A 22,682-nucleotide genomic window follows, 5' to 3' on the forward strand; every position below is an offset into this window, starting at 1 on the left:
CCACTCGCTAGAGAACGACGCCCACGATGAGCTCGATGAGACGGTTGATAGGCATGCCGCTCGGCGTCGCCATCCAGGCGCTGATGGCGCCGAGCAGGCCGGACAGGTAAAACTCACGCACAATCGTCTGCTCGGATGCGGTAAGGTCGGCATCACGGATGATGAAGCGGTCGAGCAGCGGCGCGATGATCTGCTTCAAGCGCTCGCCGAACGACGGGTCGCCGGCGATGAGGCGCGGCATGTAGCCATCGAAACGCTGCGCCAGCCCCACGATGAACCCCATGTGGTTGGAGAAATCGAGCGTGTCGCCGGCAAGCAGGCGGTTGTCGACCAGCGCGCGAACCTGCGACAAGATTTCGTCCTCAAGCTGCTCGAACAGGTCGTACACGTCGCGGAAGTACAGGTAGAAGGTCGCACGGTTGTAGCCGGCACGCTTGGTTATCTCGCGCACGGTGATCTTCTCGATGGGACGGTCCAGATACAGCTCCCAAAACGCCTGGGTCAGGTTGGCGCGCGTCTGCTCGGTGACCTGCGGTTGCTTTTTCATCGGCTGCCCCTCTCATGCCAAAACGCACCAGGACCGGACACGTCGCTTGCAGCCCGTCCGCGCCGTCACTCGACAATTCCGACGCCAGTGTCGAGCGGACCTCGTCGGCTCTGGCCGCTTTCACTATACTGCCTATTAGACAACACGATGTCGAGTAATGTGGGGAGCGTTGACCCTCATGGCATATATCGAGTTCACGGATGTCCTCAAGGTCTACGGTCAGGGCGAGGCCGAGATCCACGCGCTGGACGGCGCGACCTTCGCCGTCGAGCGCGGCGAGCTCGCCGTGATCCTGGGCGCCTCGGGTGCGGGCAAGACGACCGCCCTGAACATCCTAGGCGGCATGGACACCGCCACCTCCGGCACGGTGCGCGTCGACGGACGCGACATCTCGGGCGCGAGCAACGCCGAGCTCGTCGAATACCGCCGCGCTGACGTCGGCTTCGTCTTCCAGTTCTACAACCTCGTGCCCAACCTCACCGCCCTGGAGAACGTCGAGCTCGCGGCCCAGATCTGCCCCGACTCGCTCGACGCCGCGGACACCCTGCGCAACGTCGGGCTCGGCGAGCGCATGGACAATTTCCCCGCCCAGCTCTCCGGCGGCGAGCAGCAGCGCGTGGCCATCGCCCGCGCGCTCGCCAAGAACCCCAAGCTGCTGCTGTGCGACGAGCCCACCGGCGCCCTCGACTACCAGACGGGCAAGCAGATCCTCCAGCTGCTGCAGGACACCTGCCGGCGCGACGGCATCACGGTCATCATCATCACCCACAACTCGGCGCTCGCGCCCATGGCCGATCGCCTCATCCGCTTCAAAAGCGGCCGCGTCACCGAGATGAGTCTGAACCCCGCGCCCACGCCGATCGCCGATATCGAGTGGTAGGACGGTAGGCACATGGCGTCGGCGTATCGATCGGACATAGCGCGCACCGTGCGCAACAACCTCAAGCGATTCGTATCGATCGCCGTTATCTGTGCGCTCGGCGTGGCCATGTTCTGCGGTCTGCGCGCCTCGTGCCAGGACCTGCGCGACGCCGCCGACGCGTTTTTCGACGAGCAGAACCTGTTTGACGTGCAGGTGCTCTCGACCCTTGGCCTCGATGACGACGACCTCGCGGCGCTTTCCGGCGTCGAGGGCGTCCAAGAGGTCGAGGGCGGCTGGAGCGAGTCGACCTACACCGACGTCGAGGGAGCGCGCGCGACCGTCGAGGTCAAAGCCCTGAGCGAGCGCGGCTTCAACGAGCCGTACGTCGTGGAGGGCACGCTGCCCGAGCGCGCGGGCGAGGTCGCCGTCACGCAGAAGTTCGTCGATGCGAGCGGCTTGAAGATAGGCGACACCGTCGAGATCGCCGAGGCGGAAGACGAGGAGGAAGCCGTCTTCGAACGCCGCCCCTACACCATCACCGCCATCGTGATCGACGCCGCCGACGTATCGAACCCCGAGCTCTCGTTCCGCTCGAGCTCGTCTTCCGACTACACGTTCCTCGTCACCGCCGATGACGCCATCTCCGATGCCTACACCGTCGCCTACGTGGCCGTCGCCGATACCGACGGCCTTGCCTGCTATTCGGAGGACTACGAACGGCGCGTGGCCGCGGTCACTGACATCATCGAGGACGAGATCCGCGCCGATCGCGAGCAGGCGCGCACCGCCGCCGTGAAGGGCGAGGCCCAGGCCGAACTGGACGACGCGCGCGCCGAGTACGAGGAGGAGCGCGCCGACGCCGAGGCCGAGCTCGCGGACGGCAAGGCGGAACTCGACGACGCGGCGGCCCAGCTCGCCGACGCCAAGGTGGAACTCGAAAACGGCCTGCGCGAGCTTGTCGACGCGTGGGCGCAGATCGTATCGGGTCAGCGCGAGATCGACGACGGATGGGACGAACTCGAGGCGGGAGAGGCCGAGATCGCCGACGGCCGCGCGCAACTCGCCGCCGGCCAGGAAGAGCTTGATGGGCAGCGCGCCAACGCGGAGGCAGGTTTCGCCAGCGCGCAGGCGAAGATCGACGAGAACCGCGCGACGCTCGCGGCGGGACGAGAACAGCTCGAAGCGGGCGAGGCGGAGCTCGAGGCAAACGAAGAGGCCGTTGCCGAGGGAGAACGAGAAGCCGTTGAGGAAATCAACGATATGGTTTCCGAGATTCCGGACGCTCCCGCGGACGAAGTCTCCACCGCCGAGGAGGCGTATGAGGCGATCGAGCCGTACGCAAGCATGGTGTTCGAGGCCCGCGATGCCGTAACGGCCGCGCAACAGAAGGTCGATGAGCTCCAGGCGAGCTACGACGCCATCGAGGGCGCGCGCACCGAGCTGCAGGCCGAGAAAGATGAGCTCGAGCAGGCTACGATTCCCGAACTCACGGAAACGATCGGCACCCTCGAGACCCGAAAAGCAGAGCTTGAAACCGCCCTTGGCGAAGACGCGTCAGCAAACGAGGAATACCTGCAGCTCCTCGAGGACCTCGGAAAAGCGCAGGAGCAGCTCGCCGCTGCACAAACCCGCCTGCAAACCGTCACCGAAGAACTCGCCGCAAAGACCGAAGAAGCCGAGCAGGCCGAAGGCGAACTTGAAGAAGCGAAGGTCGAGCTCACCCGAGCGACGCAGACCTATGCGACCATCAAGGGCATGATGGCGATGTTCGGCGTGACCGTCGAAGACCTCGAGACAGCTGTCGACGGACTTACCGAACTTATCGAATGCAAGACGGCGCTCGCCCAAGGTCGCGAGGAGCTTGAAGCCTCCCGTGCCGAGCTGGAAGCCGGAGAGGCGCAGCTCGAAGCCGGACAAGCCCAGCTCGATGCGACGCGCTCCCAGGTGCGCGCGACGCTTGCGAGCGCGCAGGCCGACATCGACCGCGGATACGCTGAGCTCGAGGCGGGAGCCGCGGGACTCCCCGCAGCGCGGCAGACGCTCATCGACGCCCAGGCCGAGATCGACCGCGGCATCGCGGAATACGAGGACGGCATGGCCTCCTACCATGAGGGCGTCGCCGAATACGAGGACGGCCTGGCGGAATACGAAGACGGCCTGGCCGAGTGGGAGGAGGGCCGCGCGGAGGCCGACGAGCAGTTCGCCGAGGCCGAGGCCGAGCTCGCCGACGCACAGGCCGAGATCGACGACATCGACACCGCGACCTGGTACGTGCAGACCCGCTCGTCGAACTCGAGCTACTCCTCCGTCGAATCCGACGCCGATTCCATCGAGGCCATCGGCACGCTCTTCCCCATCGTGTTCCTCGTGGTCGCGGTACTGGTCTCGCTCACGACCATCACCCGCCTCGTGGAGGAGGAGCGCGGCCTCATCGGAACCTACAAGGCGCTCGGTTACCACAACAGCGAGATCTACGCCAAATACCTCGTCTACGCGCTGGCGGCCTGCATCGTGGGCTGCGCGTTCGGCCTGTTCTTGGGCTTCATCGCGCTGCCGGCCTTCATCTTCATCATCTTCGACATCATGTACCTGCTGCCCGGCTACGCCTTTGCGTTCGACCCCGTCTACGGGCTGGGCGGGATGGCGATCTTCGTCGTGGCCATCGGCGGCACGGCCTACCTCGCCTGCCGCTCCGAGGTCCGCCGCACGCCCGCCGAGCTCATGCGTCCCAAGGCGCCCAAGTCCGGTTCGCGCATCTTCCTCGAGCGCATCCCCGCCATCTGGCACCGCCTGTCCTTCCTGAACAAGGTCACGGCACGAAACCTCTTCCGCTACAAGCGCCGCTTCTTCATGACGGTCGCGGGCATCCTCGGCTGCACGGCGCTCATCGTCTGCGGCTTTGCTATCAAGGACTCCGTGGCCGAGCTCGTGCCCGAACAGTACGAGCGCATCGCGCGCTACGACATCATGGCGGTCACCGAGGCCGGCGAGCACGACGCCGCGGCACGCGACCTTGCCGCCGACAGCCGCGTCGACGACTTCATCCGCATCTACATCGACTCCACGACCCTCGGCTATGGCGACGCCGAGGAGACCGTGCAGCTCATCGTCGTGCCCGACGACACCGATCTGTCCAGCTATATCAACGTCTCCGACTGCGATTCCGACGAGCCGATCGAGCTGCCCGTAAGCGGTGCGATCGTGACGCAGAACGCAGCTGAGGTGCTCGGCTTTGATGCCGGCGCGACCGTCGAGCTCCAGGACTCGCAGCTCAACGGCGCCACGCCGACCATCGCCGCCGTGGCGCGCAACTTCTTGGGCAACTATCTCTACATGAGCGAGTCCGCCTACCTCGAGGCCTTTGGCGACCGTGCCGCCGCCCTCGATGACGACGAGGACTTCGAGCCCAACGGCGTGCTCATCCGCTGCACCGAGGGCAACGAGACCTCGCTTGCCGACGAGCTCTCCGACGACACGCGCTTCCTCTCCGTCACGAGCACCTCCGAGCTCGCCGACGACTTCTCGCAGTCGTTCATGCTCATCAACGCCGTGGTGGCCATCGTGCTCGGTATGGCGGCGGCGCTCGCCTTCGCCGTGCTGTTCACGCTGTCCACAACCAACATCTCCGAGCGCGAGCGCGAGCTGGCGACCATCAAGGTGCTCGGCTTCCGCCCGCGCGAGGTGCACCACTACGTGAACAAGGAGACCATCATCCTCACCCTGATCGGCATCGTATGCGGCCTGCCGTTCGGCTACGTGCTGGGCGATATGCTGCTGCATGTGCTCAAAATGCCGCAGATCAGCTTCCTGACCACGGTGACGCCGCTGAGCTACGTGCTCGCCGCCATCCTGCCGCTCGTGTTCGCGCTCATCGTGAACCTCATCACCAACCGCACCCTCAACCGCATCGACATGATTGAGGCGCTCAAGAGCGTCGAATAAGCCCGCCGGCCGCCCGGTCAGAGACAAGCCGCCCGCCCATCCCTCGCTCACGTCCTCGCCGCTTTGCGGCTGCGGGATGTTCGCGAGGGATGGGCGGGCGGCTTGTCTCTGACCGGGCGGCCGGCGGGATGCTCGGCGCTTGGCTTTCGGCGGGAGATGTTGCTGAGGACGCATGGCCGCTGCGCGGAGGGGACGATTGCGGATTGGGCCGTGAGGGGTTAAAAGATGAGAAGGCCAAGAGCCAGGATGAGAGGCATGATGATCAGGGAGAGGAGGGTCGAGAGGGATACGAGGCCCGCCCCAAAGCGGTAGTCGCCGCCAAACAGCTGGGGGAACATGGCGGACACCGTGCCACAAGGCGTGGAAAGCGCGATGACTACCACGAGCTTGACGACGGAATCGAGGGGCAGCACCACCATGACGGCCATCACGATTGCCGGAACGACAAGCAGACGCAAGGCGCAGGCGGCGTAAAGATTGCGGTCGCGCACGAGGCTGCGCAGGTCGGTTTGGACAAGGTAGATGCCCATGACGAGCATCGCCAGGCCGGTGTTGAGGTTGCCCATGTCCTGAGCGGTCACCTTGATGACGCCGGTCAGATCGATCGAGCAGCAGAACAGCACGATGCCCACCACGACAGCGACGATCGAGGGGTTGGTCGCAATCTTTCTCGGCGAGATCTTCGACGCATCCTGCGAGATGAGCCAGATGCCGTAGCTCCAGATAAGCGGCACCTGACCGGCCATGCAGGCCGAGATGTAGAAGACGTACTCCTCGCCCAGCACGCTCTGCACGAGCGGGATGCCCATGAAGCCCATATTGGAGATCGTGATGCCCAGCTGCGCCGCACGCTGGCGATCGCGGAAGTAGAGACGCGCCACACCCGCCGACACCAGTGTGAAGATGAACGACAGCGCCATGCAGGCGGCGCCGACAGCCATCTTGGCCGCGTCAAACGTCGTAGCCAGCGACTGCAGAATCACCGCAGGCGTGGCCACGTAGAGGGCGACGTTCGAGAGCTGCTTCGAACCCGCATTGTCGACGAGCCGCCCACGATACAGCACCGCACCGATCACCATCATCAAAAACATGGCGACCACCTGCGTAATCATGATCGGCATCGTGTGCGCGACCGACATAGAGCGCCCCCAAACCCCCTTATACAAAAATGCGCGGCCACAAGGCCGCGCACCATCTTACACCCCCGCCCAAGGCCAAAGGGGCCACCACGCGCAAGCAGCTCGCAAAGCTGCTGCACAAGTCGACCGCGGAGCGGGTACCCGGGTCTCTCGGCGCGTGCATTCCGCAGGCCGCAGGCCGAGGACCCACGCGCCGAGAGACCCGGGTACCCGCCAGAGGCTTACTCCGTCAGCAGCTTCGCGATCTGCACCGCATTCGTGGCGGCACCCTTCCTAATCTGATCGCCGCAGCACCAGAAGGTGATGCCGCGCGCCGTCTCGGGGTTGGAGATGTCGCGGCGCAGGCGTCCGACCCAAATGAGATCCTGGTCGGAGGTGTCGATCGGCATGGGGAAGCGGTCGTGGGCGCTTGCAGCCTCACGGTCGTCCACAAGCTTGACGCCCGGCGCGGCGGCCAGCGCCTCGCGCGCCTGCTCGAGCGTGATATCGCGCTCGAACTCGAGCGTGATGCTCTCGGAGTGCGAACGCAGCACGGGCACGCGCACGCAGGTGCAGTTCACGCGCAGCTCGGGCAGGTGCATGATCTTTCGGCCCTCGTTTTGCAGCTTCATCTCCTCGGAGGTGTAACCCTCGTACTTGAAGCCGCCGATCTGCGGGATGAGGTTGCTCACGAGCGGGGCGGCGAACGTCTTGGGCTCGGGAAGCTCCTCGCCGCGACCCATAGCGCCGATCTGCGCCTCGAGCTCGGCCATGCCCGGCGCACCGGCGCCGCTCGCGGCCTGATAGGTCGACACGATCATGCGCGTCACGCCGGCGATCTTGTGCAGCGGCCAGGTGGGCACCAAGCCGATGATCGTCGCGCAGTTGGGGTTGGAGATGATGCCGTGGTGCCAGGCGACGTCCTCGGCGTTGATCTCGGGCACGACCAGGGGCACGTCCGGGTCCAGACGGAAGGCGTGGCTGTTGTCCACCACGACGGCGCCCGCCTCGACGGCGTGCGGAAGCAGCTCGCGCGCCAGGTCATCCTCGACAGCGCCCAGTACGATGTCGCAGCCGGCGAAGGCATCGGGGCCCGCCTCGGCGATCGTCACAGTGCCGAAGGGAGTCTCGACCTGCTTGCCCGCGGAGCGCGCGCTGGCCAGAAGGCGAAGCTCGCCCACGGGGAAGTCCTGCTCTGCCAGGCACTGGATCATCTGGGTGCCCACAGCACCGGTAGCTCCCAGGATGGCGACGGTGTACTGCTTCATTGCGGTCTCCTTCCGTAGGTGAAATGAGGTGAAATTCGAACAGAGGCAGCCGCGCGCCGCCTCTGCCCCATCGTCTAGAACGGCTGCGGGGTCGGCTCGAGCTCGGAGGTCTCCACGATGCCGTTCTCGTCCGAAAAGGCCTTGTAGATCGTGCGGATCGCGGTCTCGAAGTCCTTCTCCTCAACACCGACGATGATGTTGATCTCGTCGCAGCCCTGCGTGATCATGCGCACGCTCACACCGGCCTGGCCGAGCATGCCGAACAGGTGGCCCGCCACGCCGGCACGGCCATGCAGGTTGCGGCCCACCGTGGCGATGAGCGCCAGGTCCTCGACGACCTCGATCTCGAGCGGCTGGACCTCGTCTTGGATGTCGGCGATCAGCGAGTACAGCGAATCGTGCACGTCCTCGGCCTGCACCACGGCGGCAAACTGATCGACGCCGGTGGGCATGTGCTCGACGCTCACGTTGTAGCGCTCGAACACCGACAGCGCGCGGCGCATGAAGCCGATGCGGCTCGTGGTGCGGTCGCGCGCCACGTTGATGGCCAGAAAGCCGCGCTTGCCCGAGACGCCCGTGATGATGGGCTCGCTCTCGCCCTGCTTGGGATGCTCCGAGATGATGGTGCCGGGATCGGCCGGGGCGTTCGTGTTCTTGATGACGAGCGGGATGCCCGCCTCGCGCACGGGGAAGATGGCCTCCTCGTGCAGGACGGAAGCGCCCATATAGGAAAGCTCGCGCAGCTCTTCGTAGGTGATGCGCTCGATGGGCTGGGCGTCGGGCACGATGCGCGGATCGGCGGAGTAAAAGCCCGAGACGTCCGTCCAGTTCTCGTACAGGTCGGCGCCCAGGCATTTGGCCAGAATGGAGCCGGAGATGTCGCCGCCGCCACGGTCGAGCAGGCAGATGCGGCCCTCGCGCGTGGCGCCGTAGAAGCCCGGCATCACGAAACCGCCCTGCGGGGCGCGCTCGTCGATGAGCTTGGCGGTGCGGGTCATGGACAGGCTGCCGTCGTGATGGAAGGCCACGACCTCGGAGGCGTCCAAGAACGGCAGCTCAAGGTACTCAGCCATGAGGCGCGCGGTGAAATACTCGCCGCGGCTGACGAGCTCCTCGGTGCTGTAGCCGCCCGAGCGGGCTCGATCGGCAAACGCGGTGAACTCCTCGCGGATGGGATAGGACAGGCCGAGCTCGTCAGCGATGTCAAAATAGCGCTGGGCGATATCGTCGAGCAGGTCGTCACACGACACGCGGTACTTGACGTGCGCGTTGACCAGATACAGCAGGTCGGTGACCTTGGCGTCACCATCGCGACGACGGCCGCACGCCGACACGACGACGAAACGGCGCGCCGGGTCGGCGTCGACGATCGCCTTGATCTTCCTGAAATGCTCAGCGTCGGCAACCGATGAGCCGCCGAACTTGGCTACCTTGATCATAGTCGTAACACCTTCCCCCATGCGCAAGACCGCTCGCCGTGCACACGCTCGCAGGAGCGCGCGGTCGCGAAAGACAGACTGCAGGAATCGCTTTAGTAGGTGCAAGTGTACTAGGCTTTTCATGCATGCGGCAAAATCGATATACAGAGAGGGCCGTTTGTTTCCAAACGGAAAACGTCCTGTGTGGCCCCGCTGGTATCGGGCGACGACACTGCGCGCAGACAGCGCGACCCTATACAGCTCTGCTACCATATCCCCACGATACGCTTTCGTTTGATAAAGGGGGACCCGATGGGCCTGTACCACAGCACGCGTTCTCGGGAAACGACATGCACCGCCAAGCAGGCTATCCGCACCGGCATCGCCGCCGACGGCGGTCTGTTCGTAAGCGACGCGCTCGGCGAGACGACGATCGATATCGCCACGCTCGCCGGCAAGGGCTACCACGAGCTCACCCGCGAGGTGCTCGGCATCCTGCTGCCCGATTACACGGCCGACGAGATCGCGGCGTGCGTGGACGAGGCCTACGGCACCACGTTTGCCAGCGACGAGGTCACGCCCCTCGTGCCGCTCACGTGCGCACCGGGCGGCACGACCGATGCCCCGACGTTCGTGCTCGAGCTCTTCGGCGGTCCCACGAGCGCCTTCAAGGACGTCGCGCTGCAGATGCTCCCCCGCCTCATGGCCCGCACCGGCTCCGCGGATACGACCGACGAGCGCATCATGATCGTCACGGCGACCTCAGGCGACACGGGCAAGGCGGCGCTTGCCGGCTTTGCCGACGCCGCGGGCTGCGGCATCACCGTCTTCTACCCTGAAGGCAAGGTCAGCCGCGTGCAGGAGCTCCAGATGTCCACGCAGGAGGGCGCCAACGTCGCCGTCTGCGGTGTGCGCGGCAACTTCGATGACGCGCAGAGCGCGGTGAAGTGCATCTTCGCCGACCGCGATCTGGCTGCGCGCCTGGCCCAGCAGGGCGTGATGCTCTCGAGCGCCAACTCCATCAACGTCGGGCGCCTCGTCCCGCAGGTCGTCTACTACTTCGCCGCCTACGCGCAGCTGTTGCGCGCAGGCGCGATCCAGGTGGGCGACGGCGTGGAGTTCTGCGTGCCGACCGGCAACTTCGGCGACATCCTCGCGGGCTACTATGCCCGTCGCATGGGCCTGCCCGTCTCCCGCCTCATCGTGGCGAGCGACAAGAACAACGTGCTGTTCGACTTCCTGACGAGCGGCACCTACGACCGTAAGCGCCCGTTTTTCACGACGAGCTCGCCGTCCATGGACATCCTCGTCTCCTCGAACCTCGAGCGCCTGCTGTACTACGCATCCGACGGCGACTGCGAGCTCGTGGCGCAGCTCATGGAACAGCTCGGAACGAACGGCTCCTACGAGGTGCCCGCCGAGCTGCTCGCGCGCATCCAAGAAGTCTTCGGCTGCGGCTGGGCGGATGAGGACGACGTGGCGCGCGCCATCCGCACGTGCTGGGAGGACAACTCCTATGTGATTGACCCGCACACCGCCTGCGGCTACCACGTGCTCTCCGAGCTGCCCTGCGTCCCCGGCACCGCCGCACGCGTGCTGCTGTCCACGGCGAGCCCCTACAAGTTCCCGCGCGCCGTCGCCGGCGCCCTCGGCCTGTTCTGCCCGCCGGATGACTTCGCCTGCATGAACGTGCTCGCCAAGGCCACGAACACCACGCCCCCGGCCCAGCTCGCCAACCTGCAGGACAAGCCCGTCCTGCACACCGACGTCGTGGACATCGACACCATGCCCGCCTACGTCGAGGCCGCCGCATCGAAGCTGTAACCCCCGGCGGGGGCGGCCTGCCGACCCCGCCCCTTTATTGGGCGGTCTCGGCCTACGGCCGAGACCGCGCCATCTTCCCTCCCCGCCCCGTGGCCCCAGAGACGAACACCCTCAGGTTCGCGCTGGTGGCGGGGACGGTGAGCGGGTAAACGCCTCCCGGCGGATCTGGTCGTTCCGTCCGCCGCGAGTTCCGCACGCAAAGGAGAGCCCAGTGGGCTCTCCGTCTTGCGCAGGACTGTCCGAGCGCCGGATGGAACGACCAGATCCGCCCGGAAGGAGCATTGACCATGATCAAGATCACCGTCCCCGCCACCAGCGCGAACCTGGGAATCGGCTATGACACGCTCGGCATGGCGGTGAGCCTCTACTCGCACTTCACCTTCGAGCGCGCCGAGACGCTTACCATCACCGGCTGCCCCGAGGAGTTCCGCAACGAGGACAACCTCGTCTACGTCTCGTTCGTCGACGCCCTGCGCGAGTGGGGCGAGGAGCCCTTCCCCGTCGCCATCGACATCGCCACCGAGGTGCCGGTCGCGCGCGGCCTGGGTTCGAGCTCCACCTGCGTCGTCGCCGGCATCATGGCCGCAGCCGCGCTCACCGGCCACATGGTCGACCGTGCTGAACTCGTCCGTATCGCCACTGCGGTCGAGGGGCATCCCGACAACGTCGCGCCCGCCATCCTCGGCGGCGCCGTGTGCTCGTTCACCCCTGAAGGCGACCTGCCACGCTGCCTGCGCTACGAGGTGTCGGACCGCCTGCGCTTCATCACCGTCATCCCCCCGTACGAGGTGCACACGAGCGAGGCCCGTAAGGTGGTGCCGCAGGAGATTCCGCTGTCTTCCGCCGTGTGGCAGATGGGCCGCATCGCCGGCATGACGCGCGGCCTGGAGACCGGTGACGCCGACCTCATCGCCGCCGCGAACGACGACCGCCTGCAGGAGCCCTACCGTCGCCCCCTCATCCCGGACTACGACGACATCCGCCGCGTGTGCCTTGAGGGCGGCGCCAAGACGCTGTGGATCTCGGGCTCGGGCTCGACCCTCATGGCCGTGACCGACGACACCATCGTGGCGAAGTTTTTGCAGGTGCGTCTGCAGGAGCGCTTCCCCGCCTGCGAGACGCACATCCTCACCTGCGACACGGAGGGCGCCCAGATCGAGTACCTGTAGGTCGCTTCGGACCCTCCGGCGGCAAGACCGAGACCCCCTCCCAGACGTCCTCGCCCTTTGGGCTGCGGATTGTCTGGGAGGGGGTCTCGGTCTTGCCGCCTGCGGTGCCTGCGCTTGCAGGGGTTCGCTCTGGAGGTCGCCGGGCTTGGGTTTGTTCGCATGGATGACTTTGTTGGTCGGGTAACGGATTCCCTGAATGTCCCATTTTTCTCCTGGCCCCGTTTGGGACACGGGACGTGCAGGCGGATATTGCCGTCGAACGGTATCATGGAAAGCCATGGACAATCGCTGACGAGGAGCCGATATGACCGCTTCCGATACCCACAAGCCGCTTCCCCTTCCGCTCGCGGCGCTCTGCATCGTCCTCATGCTCGCCCCCGTCGTCGCCCTGGCGATAACCTGGGGCTCACTGCCCGATACCATCCCCGCCCATTGGGGTGCCGAGGGCATCGACCGCTGGGGCTCCAAATACGAGCTGCTTATCGTACCCGCCCTCGGCGTGCTGCTCGGCGCCGTGCTGCTGTTCGGCGCGCATCGGGCCGGTGACGCGCGCGTGCCCTTCCTCGGCGGCTCGATCGGCGAGCGCGCCGTCATGGCTGCCGCGTGCATCGGTCAGTCGCTTATCGTCCTCGGTGGCACCGTGGGCTGGATCATGGGCGCGCAGGGCGCCGGGACTCCGGTCGAATCGCTGACCGGTTCGCTCAACCTGCAGGTACTCGGTGTGCCGGCGATCTTTTTGGTCGCCGGCGTCCTGCTCGCGATCCGCACCATCAATGCGCCGGAAGACGAGCCGGTACTCGGCGAGCAGTACCACGCTCAGCGCATCGCCGGGGCGATCATGGTCGTATCCGGCGTCCTCATGAGCGTGCTGTCAGCGCTCGTGGTGAGTGCGCAGATGGTGCAGGTCGTCCAAGCAGCCATCGCCGCCGTCTCCTGCGCCATCCTGTTCGTTTTGCTCAAGCGCTGGCTGTAGCCGGGACGCCTGCTAGAATATGCAGGCGAAACCCGAGCGAACAGGAGGGCACATGGCACGCACCGTCGCCATCATCGGAGCACTCGAGAAGGAAGTCCGTCATATCTTCGCCGCGCTGAGCCATGGCAGCGAGGATGTCGCAGCCGGTCTTACGATCGCCTGCGGCGAGCTGGACGGGCTGCGCGTGGTGGCTACCACTGCGGGCATGGGCACCGTCAACGTGGCAGCTGCAACCCAGCACCTCATCTCCGTCTACGGCGCCGACACGGTCATCTTCTCCGGCATCGCCGGTGGGCTCAACCCCGCGCTGCACATCGGCGACGTCGTGGTCGGACGCTGTCTGCGCTACATCGACACCGATACGGCTCTGATCGCCGAGTCCGCACCCGCACTCGAGGAGTTCGCATCGACGCCGCACCTTGTCGAGATGGCCGTGCAGGCCCTGCGTGCGCACGGTTACGTCGCCGTCGACGACGCCGACGGCACGACCTCGCCCGACACCCCTCGCTACCTGTGCGGGACCATCGCCACGGGCGACCGCTTCATCACCGGCGACGCCCTGCGCCAGGCGGTCATCGACGCCACGCAGGCCGACTGCGCCGAGATGGAAGGAGCGGCCGTCACCCACATCGCTGCCAAGAACGGCGTCGACTGCCTCGTGCTGCGCGCAATCTCGGACAACTGCGATGAGGCCTACGACGCCTTTTGCGAGCGCGAGTTCGACCTGGATGAGTACGCCCGCAGCGCCAGCGAGCTCACGCTCGACATCGTGCACCGCATCGCCGCGCACGCGTAGTGTCCCGACAAGCTCCCGTCCCTTTTCGGGACATCGGATAAGGAGGCTTTTATGCCCGACGCCATCAACTACCGCAAGGCAAAGTTCGTCGCCAGCTACGGCAAGACGTCGCAGATCCCCGAGTCGACCTGCCCCGAGGTCTGCTTCGTGGGACGCTCCAACGTGGGCAAGTCCTCGATCATGAACAAGCTGTTCGACCGCAAGAACCTCGTCAAGGTGTCGAGCACGCCGGGCAAGACGAGCAACGTGAACTTCTTCGAGACGGATGACGTGCACTTCGTCGACCTGCCGGGCTACGGCTTCGCGCAGCGTAGCAAGTCCGAGCGCGAGCGCTGGGCCGACCTCATCTTCGACTTCCTCGACATGGAACGCAGCTTCAACCTGATCGTCTCGCTCGTCGACATTCGGCACGATCCGAGCAAACTCGACCACCAGATGATCGAGTTTCTGCAGGAGGGCGGCTACCCGTTCGTGGTCGCGCTCACCAAGGCCGACAAGCTCTCGCGCAGCCAGCAGGGACGCCAGCTCGCGTCCATCCGCAAACAGCTCAACGTACCGGCGGAGGACATCATCGTCACCTCGTCGCAAACGGGCCTGGGCATCGACGAGCTCAAGCGCCGCATCGAAGCCGCCTGTCTGGACGACGAAGACGAAGACGAGACCGCCGAGGAGTAACACCCGGCCACAAACGCACCGCAGACAAGCGGGCCGCATCCGATCGATCGACCGGACGCGGCCTGCTTTCGCGTACCCGATAAGTTTGAACCCGGCACCTTCTTGTCAGGCGACAAGTTTGTACCCGGCACCATCTTGTCGTCCAGGTGCCGCAGATCGGGGCGAGAGCGACAAGTTTGTACCTGGCACCATCTTGTCGCGACAACGGAGACGGCCGGCTGAGGGGCCCGAGATTGCCTCGAAGGCCGAGGGCGGACGCCTAGCGTGCGGCGCCCGACGATTGAAGGGCAAGATGGCGACTGTGGAAACGGACTTTCCAGGTGCCGCAGATCGGGGCGAAAGAGGAGGGCATAGGCCTTGAGGCCATGCCCGACGATTGAGCCCCGAGGTGCGGTGTCGCGACAACGGAGACGGCCGGCTGAGGCGCCCGAGATTGCCTCGAAGGCCGAGGGCGCACGCCTAGCGTGCGGCGCCCGAAGGCCTGAGGGGCAAGGTCGGGTGCCTCAGTCCGGCCGCAGGGATCAGTCGAGCTCTTTCAATCCTTGATACAGCTGCCAGTACTCCCCGCGCTGCGCGAGTAGCTGCTCGTGGGTACCGCGCTCCACGATTTTGCCGTGCTCAAGCACGATGATCGCATCGCAGTTGCGCACCGTCGACAGGCGGTGGGCGATCATGAACGTTGTGCGACCCTCCATGATGCGGTCCATGCCGCGCTCGATGAGCTTTTCGGTACGCGTGTCGATCGACGACGTCGCCTCGTCCAGGATGAGCACCGGCGGGTCGGCAACCGCGACGCGCGCGATGGCGAGCAGCTGGCGCTGGCCCTGGGAGAGGTTCGCGCCGTCGGAGGTCACCATGGTGTCGTAGCCCTGCGGCAGACGGCGGATGAACGAATCGGCGCACGCCGCCTTGGCGGCCGCCCGCACCTCCTCGTCGGTCGCATCCAGCTTGCCGAAGCGGATGTTTTCGGCAATGGTCCCGGTAAACAGATGCGTATCCTGCAGCACGATGCCAAGCGAGCGGCGCAGATCGGCCTTGGAGATGCTCTTCACGTTGATGCCGTCGTAGGTGATCTCGCCCGCATCCACATCGTAGAAGCGGTTGATGAGGTTCGTGATGGTGGTCTTGCCGGCGCCCGTCGACCCGACGAAGGCGATCTTCTGCCCCGGCTTGGCGAACAGGTTGAGCTTCTTGAGCACCAAGCGTCCCGGCACGTAGCCGAAGTCGACATCGTGGAAGCGCACGTCGCCGCGAAGCGGCAGCATACCCGTCGCGAGCACCGTGCCGTCCACGCCGAGCGCCGTTGTCTGCGCCACGGCACCGGACTCCTCCGCGGCCAGATCGCCGCCCACGCCGCTGGCCCCCTCAGCCTGCTGCGCACCGTCGGCCACGCGGACGAGCGCACCGTAGGCGCCGATGCCCATGCCCTCGGGCAGCTTCCACGCCCAGGTGTCGCGCCCGGTCTGCACGAGCTTCACCGTGCCCTCGTCCACCTCGGGCTCCATCTCCATGGCGGCGAACAGACGCTCCGCGCCGGCCATGGCGTTGAGCAGAAAGTTTCCGAGCTGCGTGAACTGGTTGATGGGCTGGGTCGCCTGGCGCACGAACACGAGGTAGCTCGCCAGCGCGCCCACGTCGGCCATCCCGTTCACGGCGAGCAGCGCGCCCACGACGGCCACGATCGTGTAGTTGACGTACCCGATGCACACGGTGGTCGGCACCATCGTGAAGGCGTAAGCCTGCGCGGAGGCACCGGCTTGGCGCAGCTCCTCGTTACGGTCGGTGAACTCGCGGACGTTGGCCGCCTCGTGATTGAACACCTTCACGACCTTCTGGCCGGCGACCATCTCCTCGATATAGCCGTCGAGCGCGCCGAGCGCGTTTTGCTGGCGCGAGAAGAACATCTTGCTGCGCCCGCCCGAGAAGCGCACGTACAGCGCGATGACGAGGTTGCACGCCACCGTGATGAGCGTGAGCTGCCAGTTGAGCACAAACAGAACGATAAGCGTGCCGACCATCTGGATGAAGGCCTGGATGACGTTGGCGAAGCTGTTGTTGAGCGCCTCGGCGACCGTATCGACGTCGTTGGTGAAGTAGCTCATGACATCGCCGGTGCGGGTGCGGTCGAAAAACGACAGCGGCAGTTTCTGGATATGCGCGAACAGGTCGCGACGGATGTCGAACACGACCTTCTGCGCGGCGCGCACCATCGTCTGCGTGTAGCCGAACGACGCGAACACGCCGATGACGTACACGATGACCGTGAACGCGATGAGGCCGGGCAGGTCGTCGCCACGTCCCTCGGACAGGGCGTTGACCACCGGGCGCACCATGTAGGTGCCGCACAGGTTGGCGAGTGCCGCGATGGATACGAGCACGGCCACCGCAAGCAGCGAGAGCCTCGCATGCCCCATGTAGGACAGCAGGCGGCGGATCGTATGGCCCAGGTTTTGCGGCCGGGCCTGAGCGGTCGTCCTAGCCACGCTGCTCACCCCCTTCCCCGAGCACGGCGTCCGTCACAGCGCCCTCCACAGCGGTCGCCCGCGCGCCCGCAGCGGTAGCTTCCTGCGCGTGCTCCATCTGCGATGCGTAGATCTCCTGGTAGATACTGTCGGTCGCGAGCAGCTCGTCGTGCGTGCCGTGCGCATGGATGCGCCCGTCGTCGAGCACGAAGATCTCGTCGGCGTCCATGACCGACGTGATGCGCTGACCGATGATGATCACCGTCGCGTCCGGGATGCTCGCCAGGTTGGCGCGGATCTTGGCCTCGGTTGCCATGTCGACCGCACTCGTGGAGTCGTCGAAGATCAGGATGCGCGGGCGCTTGAGCAGGGTGCGCGCGATGCACAGGCGCTGCTTCTGGCCGCCGGACACGCCGGCGCCGCCCTGGCCCAGGTCGCCGTCGAGCCCGCCGATGCGATCCAAGAACTCGTCGGCGCACGCCATCTCACAGGCGTGCAGCAGCTCCTCGTCGGAAGCGTCCGGAGCGCCCCACTGCAGGTTCTCGCGGACGGTCCCCGTGAACAGCACGTTGTTCTGCAGCACGACGCCGACCGCCTCGCGCAGCTCCGCGAGGTCGTAGGCGCGCACATCGTGGCCGCCGACGCGAACCGTGCCGGCGGTCGCATCGTACAGGCGGGCGATCAGCTGCACGAGTGAGCTCTTGCCCGAACCGGTCGAGCCGAGCACGCCCACGGTCGCGCCGGACGGGATGGACAGGCTCACGTCCTCGAGCACGTCCTCCTCGGCGTCGGCGCTGTACTTGAAGCTCACATGGTCGAACTCCACCGACCCGTCCGGCACCTCGGTGAGCGCCGTCGCGGTATCGGGACTCGCGATCAGCGGTTGCTCGTCGAGCACCTCGCCCACGCGCCGCACACTCGTGAGCGCGCGCGTGAGCAGCAGAAACACGTTCGAGATCATCATGAGCGAGTTCATGATCTGCAGCACGTAGCTCATGAAGCCGGTGAGGATGCCCACGCCCATGGCGCCGGTCATGACCATGTGGCCGCCCACGGCGAGCACGAGCACTGTGGTGGTGTACATGACGATGTTGAACGCCGGCAGGTTGAGCACCGCCGTCGAGAACGTCTTGGTCGAGGTCTTGGCAAGCGCATCGTTGACGCCGTGGAAGACCTCGCGCTCATAGCCCTCGCGCACGTAGGCCTTGACGGCGCGCACGGCGGTCACGTCCTCCTGGACCACGCGGTTCAGATGGTCCATGGACGTCTGCAGGTCGCGATAGAGCGGTGCCACGCGCCACGTGATGAGGCCGAGGAAAATCGCGAGCACCGGCATCGTGCAGAAGAAGACCACGGCGAGCTCGGCGTTCATGACGTAGGCGTAGATGAAGCCCATGACGAGCAGCACCGGGCCGCGCACCATGGGCCGAAAACCGCTCGACACCGCGTTTTGGATCACGGTGATGTCGGTCGTCATGCGGGTAACGAGGCTCGAGGTCTGGTAGCGATCGAGGTTGCCGAAAGCGAAGTCCTGGATCCGTTCGTACTCGGCTTGGCGCAACTGGGCACCGATGCCCGTGGCGAGCCGCGAGGCGAAGCGGGCATATCCCAAGCCAAGGACGAGCGACAGCAGCGCGAGGGCGAGCATGATCGCGCCCTGCTCGAAGATGTAGCGGGTGTCTCCGCTGGCGACGCCCTCGTCGATGATGTTGGCCATGAGCAGGGGGATCAGCAACTCGAGCGAGGTCTCGAGCGCCACGAAGATAATGCCGAGCACCGCGTCGCGGCGATAGGGCCCCACGTAGTGCAGCAGGCGGCGGATCTCATTCATGGGCGGCCTCCGTCTCGAGCGGATCGTCTTCTTTGTCAACGACGTTTCGGCCCAGATGGGCACGCATGTTGGCGCAGATGCGGTCGAACATGTCGGTCACCGCGGCACGCTCTTCGTCGGAAAAGCCCTCAAGCATTACCTCGTCGACATCGGCGCACCACCGATCCCATGCAGACAGGGTCGTGCAGCCGAACTCGGTCAACTCGACGACGCGGCAACGCCGGTCCCGGCCGGGGACGATGCGCACGAACCCGTCGCGCACGAGGCCGTCGAGCATGCGCGAGACGGCAGCGGCGTCGATGCCGAAGTAACGGGCGACATCGCGCTGGGTGCTTGCACCGTAGACGGCAAGATAGGACAGGACGCGCGGGCGACCGGGCCCCAGACCAAGCTCCACGACCTTATCGTGGTTGCACGCGCGCATGAGGTGGAACATCGCGCTCACCTGCATGTGCAGATCGGTGAGCGAAAAACCGAACGGCAGGGATGAAGCCATGGCAACTCCTTGACATGTCAATGTTTGATACCGTCAAGTATGAAACGGCTGCATCGAAAGTCAAGTATGCAGGGTCATGCAGGCATAAAGGCGCCCCGGGGGGATGTGAAAACACCCTAGGGATTTTGTTGCACGGCGGGCGATATGATCGCCCGCCGTGCAACAAAATCCCTAGGGTGTTTTCACATCCAAGGGGCCGCTGAAGCGGCCCCTTGGACCATGGCTATAGCGGATTAGTCGTCGTCGCGGTCGTCGTCATCGTCGTCATCGCGGTCGTCGTCCCAATCATCGTCATCGCCGTCATCGTCGTTGTCGTCGTCCCAGTCGTCGTTGTCGTCCCAGTCGTCGTTGTCGTCACGATCGTCCCAGTCGTCGTCGCGGTCGTCGTAGGCGTCGTCGCGATCGTCATCCCAGTCGTCATCTCCTGCTGGCACGGTCGGGGCCGCTACGGGAGCGCGGTCGTCGTCATCGTCGTCCCAACCATCGTCATCACGGTCGTCGTCATCGTCGTCCCACATATCGCGATCATTCCAGTCGTCGTTGCGCTCGAAGTCAGCCTCGAGCACCTTGCCGGTGCGCGCGTCGACCTCGTAGTCGTACTCGATACCGTCCGCCACGAACTCGAGCTCGTACACGCCATCATCGAGCTCATACTCATGATCGTTGAATTTCGCAGTCGCCGGGTCGATGCCGAGCTGTCCGAGCACGATCTCCTTGGCCGCCTCGATACCGATCAGACCGTCGCCGTCGAGCCTGTCAGTGCCAACCGCATAGGCACCCGAGCCAAGACCGCACTCCCCTGCCGAAACCTTGACGCTCTCGGCGATGCGCTCCATGAAGTCATCGCTCGGATAGGTCGAACCCTCGGCGACCTTCAGGACGATGTTCTTCTCGCGCCCACCGACTCCGCCGGCAAAGTACCCGTCGGCATCGATCTCGCGAACGAGCTCACCCATGACTTCGTCAGCCGGGCGCCCGCGATAGTCATCGTAGTCGGCAAGGACGCTCTTGCCGTCCTCGTTGGCGCCCTCGAGCTCGACGACGTTGCCCTTGTCGTCGTAGGCGAGCTCGATCTCGGGGTTCACGCTCATCAGAACATAGCCCGCAACCTCGGCCGCCGCCTCGCCCGGAGCACTCACCGCAGCGGTCGGCTGGGTGGTGCCACCGCATCCGCTCAGAGCCGCGGCGAATGCCATGCTGAGACCCAAACCTGCAACCAGAGCCTTTCCGTTCATGCGCTTCATCGTGTGCCTCCTTTTGTATATGCGGTCATCTTCGAACCGATTTACCTTGCAGTGTTAGGGTGCGGGCGCGTATGTCAGAAAAACGGGGTCGGAGCAAAAACTTTTTTAAGAATGTTGGAAAGGACGCGGCCGAAGAATCGTTCCCGCTGGTCATCGGACGAAATTGCGCTTGCCTTCACGAACAAGCGCACCCCGCCCGGGCGCCCGGGCGCTCAGTCGTCGTCATCGTCGTCGCCGCCGTCGTCATCATCGTCGTCGCTGTCGTCATCGTCATCATCGTCGTCGTCATCGTCGTCCGAAGAGGGCGCGGGCGTCGGAGCTGCAGGGGCCGGCGTCGGAGCAGGAGCAGGTGCGGGCTCAACTGCAGGCGCCGGCGTCGAGACAGACTGGCCGCCGTCGCGTGCGCTCTCCTCGGCAGCCGCATCCCGCTGCGCCTGGGCTGCGCGCTCCTGCTCAAGGCGCTCCTGCTCGGCGCGCTCCCGTTCAAGGCGCTCCCGCTCCTCCTGCGCCCGCTTCTGCGCTGCAGCGCGAGCGGCATCCTCCGCCGTGATGACGATCGCATCGCCATCCATATATTTATCGAGCTCCACGACGATTCGCTCCTCGACCTCAGCGGTCCATGCGTCATCGTCGGAATCGACCTCGATCACGATCGTATCCCCGGGGTTCAGATACCGCTGCTCGCGCGAGCGGTCCGCAAGCTCGCTCGTCACGGTCTCGATATCCTTGCCGTACGCCTGATATCCCTCGATGAGCTCGACGCCGTCCGCGTTCTCGCCTTCGATGCCCACCACCCGGTCGAAGCGGTTGACATCCATGCTCACCTCGGGGTTGATCTGCATGCGAACAACGCCGATGGGCGTCTGCCAAAACGCAAAGCCGCCTATCGCCAGCGCCACGAAGCATGCGGCCGCCGCCATCCAACGAACGACCTGGTTATTTCGACGACGGGCAGGCGCGGTTGACTCGTCGCGCACATCGGCCGCCGTGTCGAACAGGACCACATCCTCAAGAACATCGCCTACGGCATATCCCAGGTTGGGCACCGTGTAGAAGCGCCCCTCCTGATCGAGCACGACGGCATAGCTCGTCGCGCATTCCATCACCAAATACCTCATCGCGCATCGTCCCCCTGACGTGCATCAAGCCTGCAGAGGTGGCCGCGGATAATCTCGAATCCGTTCGTGTACGCCAGCAGCAACGCAACCAGATACCTGCGATGGCGCTCGAGCGTCTTGCGCTCCACGCCGCTGCCCTCGGCCAGATCGGCAAGCGGGAGTTTCCCGGTCTGCTCGAGCCGGTCGAGGATCTCGTGATGCTCGCGCGCGTACGCCAGAGCACGCCGGCACGCAGAGAGCGTTCGCTCCTGCTTGGGACAGTTGTCGGCGACATCGGTAAGCTTCACGTCAAACGATGCGAGCAGCTGGGTGAACTCCTCGATCTCGGTACGGGTCGCTTCGCGCATGTGGCGATCGCCGATCTCGTCATGTCCGGAGTCCACGTGCTCGAGCAGGGTCTTGCCCTCCTCGTCATCCCCTTCGAACCGCGGGGCATCCAAAGAGACCACGCGCGTGTGACGCGCCTCGCGCCGCCGGTAATCGATCAGCCGATTGCGGATCATGCGCGCCGCGAGAGGCAGAAACGCACCGCGTTGGCGGTCGTATATCTGCGTTGCCTCATGAAATGCGAACATGGCGATGCCCAACTCGTCATCGACGCCCACGACAGGGCGCCGCGCCATGAACTTGGCGGTCTCCGACGTTATGAACGGCAGGTAATCGCGTACGAGCTCGTCAGCTTTACGCGCATCTCCCTTGACGGCGCATACCCGCGCACCGATGTCTTCGCTCGATCCCATGGCCTTCCTCTCTGCCAACAGGATGCGCACGGACATCCGGCAGTTTCGGGGTCGCAGAAAAAAAGATACAGACCAACAGGCTATCGAGAAATGCTCACCTCATCTGTAAGCGCACGAGCAGGATTGCGTAAGGTAAACGTAATGGAACGCGATGATGCCCCGGATGCGGAATCACCCCAGGGATGTTCTTACACCGGGG

General features: G+C 65.2%; 17 protein-coding genes. 7 read left to right on the forward strand and 10 right to left on the reverse strand.

What is annotated here, in order from left to right; all coding sequences use genetic code 11:
- Nucleotides 1–7: 7 nt before the first annotated feature.
- Nucleotides 8–547: a TetR/AcrR family transcriptional regulator gene (locus tag QUW00_RS07810; protein ID WP_289613823.1), complete on the reverse strand. Its 540-nt coding sequence runs from the start codon at nt 545–547 to the stop codon at nt 8–10.
- Nucleotides 548–725: 178 nt separating this feature from the next.
- Here QUW00_RS07810 and QUW00_RS07815 point away from each other — a divergent pair, with 178 nt between their 5' ends.
- Both QUW00_RS07815 and QUW00_RS07820 read left to right on the forward strand, forming a co-directional pair.
- A complete protein-coding gene (locus tag QUW00_RS07815) occupies nt 726–1,427 on the forward strand; it encodes an ABC transporter ATP-binding protein (protein ID WP_289613824.1) in 702 nt (233 codons plus the stop codon).
- Nucleotides 1,428–1,439: 12 nt separating this feature from the next.
- A complete protein-coding gene (locus tag QUW00_RS07820; protein ID WP_289613825.1) occupies nt 1,440–5,351 on the forward strand; it encodes an FtsX-like permease family protein in 3,912 nt (1,303 codons plus the stop codon).
- Between the two features lie 218 nt (nt 5,352–5,569).
- Here the strand turns inward: QUW00_RS07820 and QUW00_RS07825 are convergent, their stop codons facing one another.
- The 3 genes from QUW00_RS07825 to QUW00_RS07835 form a co-directional block, all read right to left on the reverse strand.
- On the reverse strand, nt 5,570–6,490 hold the full coding sequence (locus QUW00_RS07825) for an AEC family transporter (RefSeq protein WP_289613826.1): 921 nt from the start codon (nt 6,488–6,490) through the stop codon (nt 5,570–5,572).
- Nucleotides 6,491–6,711: 221 nt separating this feature from the next.
- The gene (locus QUW00_RS07830) at nt 6,712–7,737 is read right to left on the reverse strand and encodes an aspartate-semialdehyde dehydrogenase (RefSeq protein ID WP_289613827.1); all 1,026 of its coding nucleotides are present in this window, start codon (nt 7,735–7,737) and stop codon (nt 6,712–6,714) included.
- Between the two features lie 74 nt (nt 7,738–7,811).
- Nucleotides 7,812–9,176: an aspartate kinase gene (locus QUW00_RS07835; protein ID WP_289613828.1), complete on the reverse strand. Its 1,365-nt coding sequence runs from the start codon at nt 9,174–9,176 to the stop codon at nt 7,812–7,814.
- A 291-nt stretch (nt 9,177–9,467) separates the two neighbouring features.
- Here QUW00_RS07835 and thrC point away from each other — a divergent pair, with 291 nt between their 5' ends.
- The 5 genes from thrC to yihA all read left to right on the forward strand — a co-directional run bounded on the left by thrC (nt 9,468) and on the right by yihA (nt 14,592).
- Nucleotides 9,468–10,979: a threonine synthase gene (gene thrC, locus QUW00_RS07840; protein ID WP_289613829.1), complete on the forward strand. Its 1,512-nt coding sequence runs from the start codon at nt 9,468–9,470 to the stop codon at nt 10,977–10,979.
- A 287-nt stretch (nt 10,980–11,266) separates the two neighbouring features.
- The gene (gene thrB, locus QUW00_RS07845) at nt 11,267–12,148 is read left to right on the forward strand and encodes a homoserine kinase (RefSeq protein ID WP_289613830.1); all 882 of its coding nucleotides are present in this window, start codon (nt 11,267–11,269) and stop codon (nt 12,146–12,148) included.
- Nucleotides 12,149–12,452: 304 nt separating this feature from the next.
- Entirely contained in the window at nt 12,453–13,121 is a 669-nt protein-coding gene (locus tag QUW00_RS07850; RefSeq protein ID WP_289613831.1) for a DUF1648 domain-containing protein, read from the forward strand.
- Between the two features lie 52 nt (nt 13,122–13,173).
- The gene (gene mtnN / locus QUW00_RS07855; RefSeq protein ID WP_289613832.1) at nt 13,174–13,917 is read left to right on the forward strand and encodes a 5'-methylthioadenosine/S-adenosylhomocysteine nucleosidase; all 744 of its coding nucleotides are present in this window, start codon (nt 13,174–13,176) and stop codon (nt 13,915–13,917) included.
- Between the two features lie 51 nt (nt 13,918–13,968).
- Nucleotides 13,969–14,592 (forward strand): ribosome biogenesis GTP-binding protein YihA/YsxC, encoded by a 624-nt coding sequence (yihA, locus tag QUW00_RS07860; protein WP_289613833.1) that lies wholly within the window; start codon nt 13,969–13,971, stop codon nt 14,590–14,592.
- 521 nt (nt 14,593–15,113) lie between these two features.
- On the opposite strand, the gene QUW00_RS07865 is transcribed toward yihA, so the two are convergent.
- From QUW00_RS07865 to QUW00_RS07890, 6 genes are all read right to left on the reverse strand, one after another.
- The gene (locus QUW00_RS07865; RefSeq protein ID WP_289613834.1) at nt 15,114–17,075 is read right to left on the reverse strand and encodes an ABC transporter ATP-binding protein; all 1,962 of its coding nucleotides are present in this window, start codon (nt 17,073–17,075) and stop codon (nt 15,114–15,116) included.
- Nucleotides 17,068–18,885 (reverse strand): ABC transporter ATP-binding protein, encoded by a 1,818-nt coding sequence (locus QUW00_RS07870; RefSeq protein WP_289613835.1) that lies wholly within the window; start codon nt 18,883–18,885, stop codon nt 17,068–17,070. The genes QUW00_RS07865 and QUW00_RS07870 overlap by 8 nt, the downstream gene beginning before the upstream one ends.
- Nucleotides 18,878–19,381 (reverse strand): MarR family winged helix-turn-helix transcriptional regulator, encoded by a 504-nt coding sequence (locus QUW00_RS07875; RefSeq protein WP_289613836.1) that lies wholly within the window; start codon nt 19,379–19,381, stop codon nt 18,878–18,880. Before QUW00_RS07875 ends, QUW00_RS07870 begins: the two co-directional genes overlap by 8 nt.
- A gap of 233 nt (nt 19,382–19,614) precedes the next feature.
- Nucleotides 19,615–20,625, reverse strand: coding sequence for a PepSY domain-containing protein (locus QUW00_RS07880; RefSeq protein WP_289613837.1), 1,011 nt, complete (start codon nt 20,623–20,625; stop codon nt 19,615–19,617).
- A gap of 212 nt (nt 20,626–20,837) precedes the next feature.
- Complete coding sequence (locus QUW00_RS07885) at nt 20,838–21,743, reverse strand: anti-sigma-I factor RsgI family protein (protein WP_289613838.1); 906 nt, start codon at nt 21,741–21,743, stop codon at nt 20,838–20,840.
- A complete protein-coding gene (locus tag QUW00_RS07890; RefSeq protein ID WP_289613839.1) occupies nt 21,740–22,483 on the reverse strand; it encodes a sigma factor in 744 nt (247 codons plus the stop codon). The genes QUW00_RS07885 and QUW00_RS07890 overlap by 4 nt, the downstream gene beginning before the upstream one ends.
- Nucleotides 22,484–22,682 lie beyond the last annotated feature (199 nt).

It is taken from the genome of Collinsella tanakaei, assembly GCF_030373545.1.
Lineage (GTDB): Bacteria > Actinomycetota > Coriobacteriia > Coriobacteriales > Coriobacteriaceae > Collinsella > Collinsella tanakaei_C.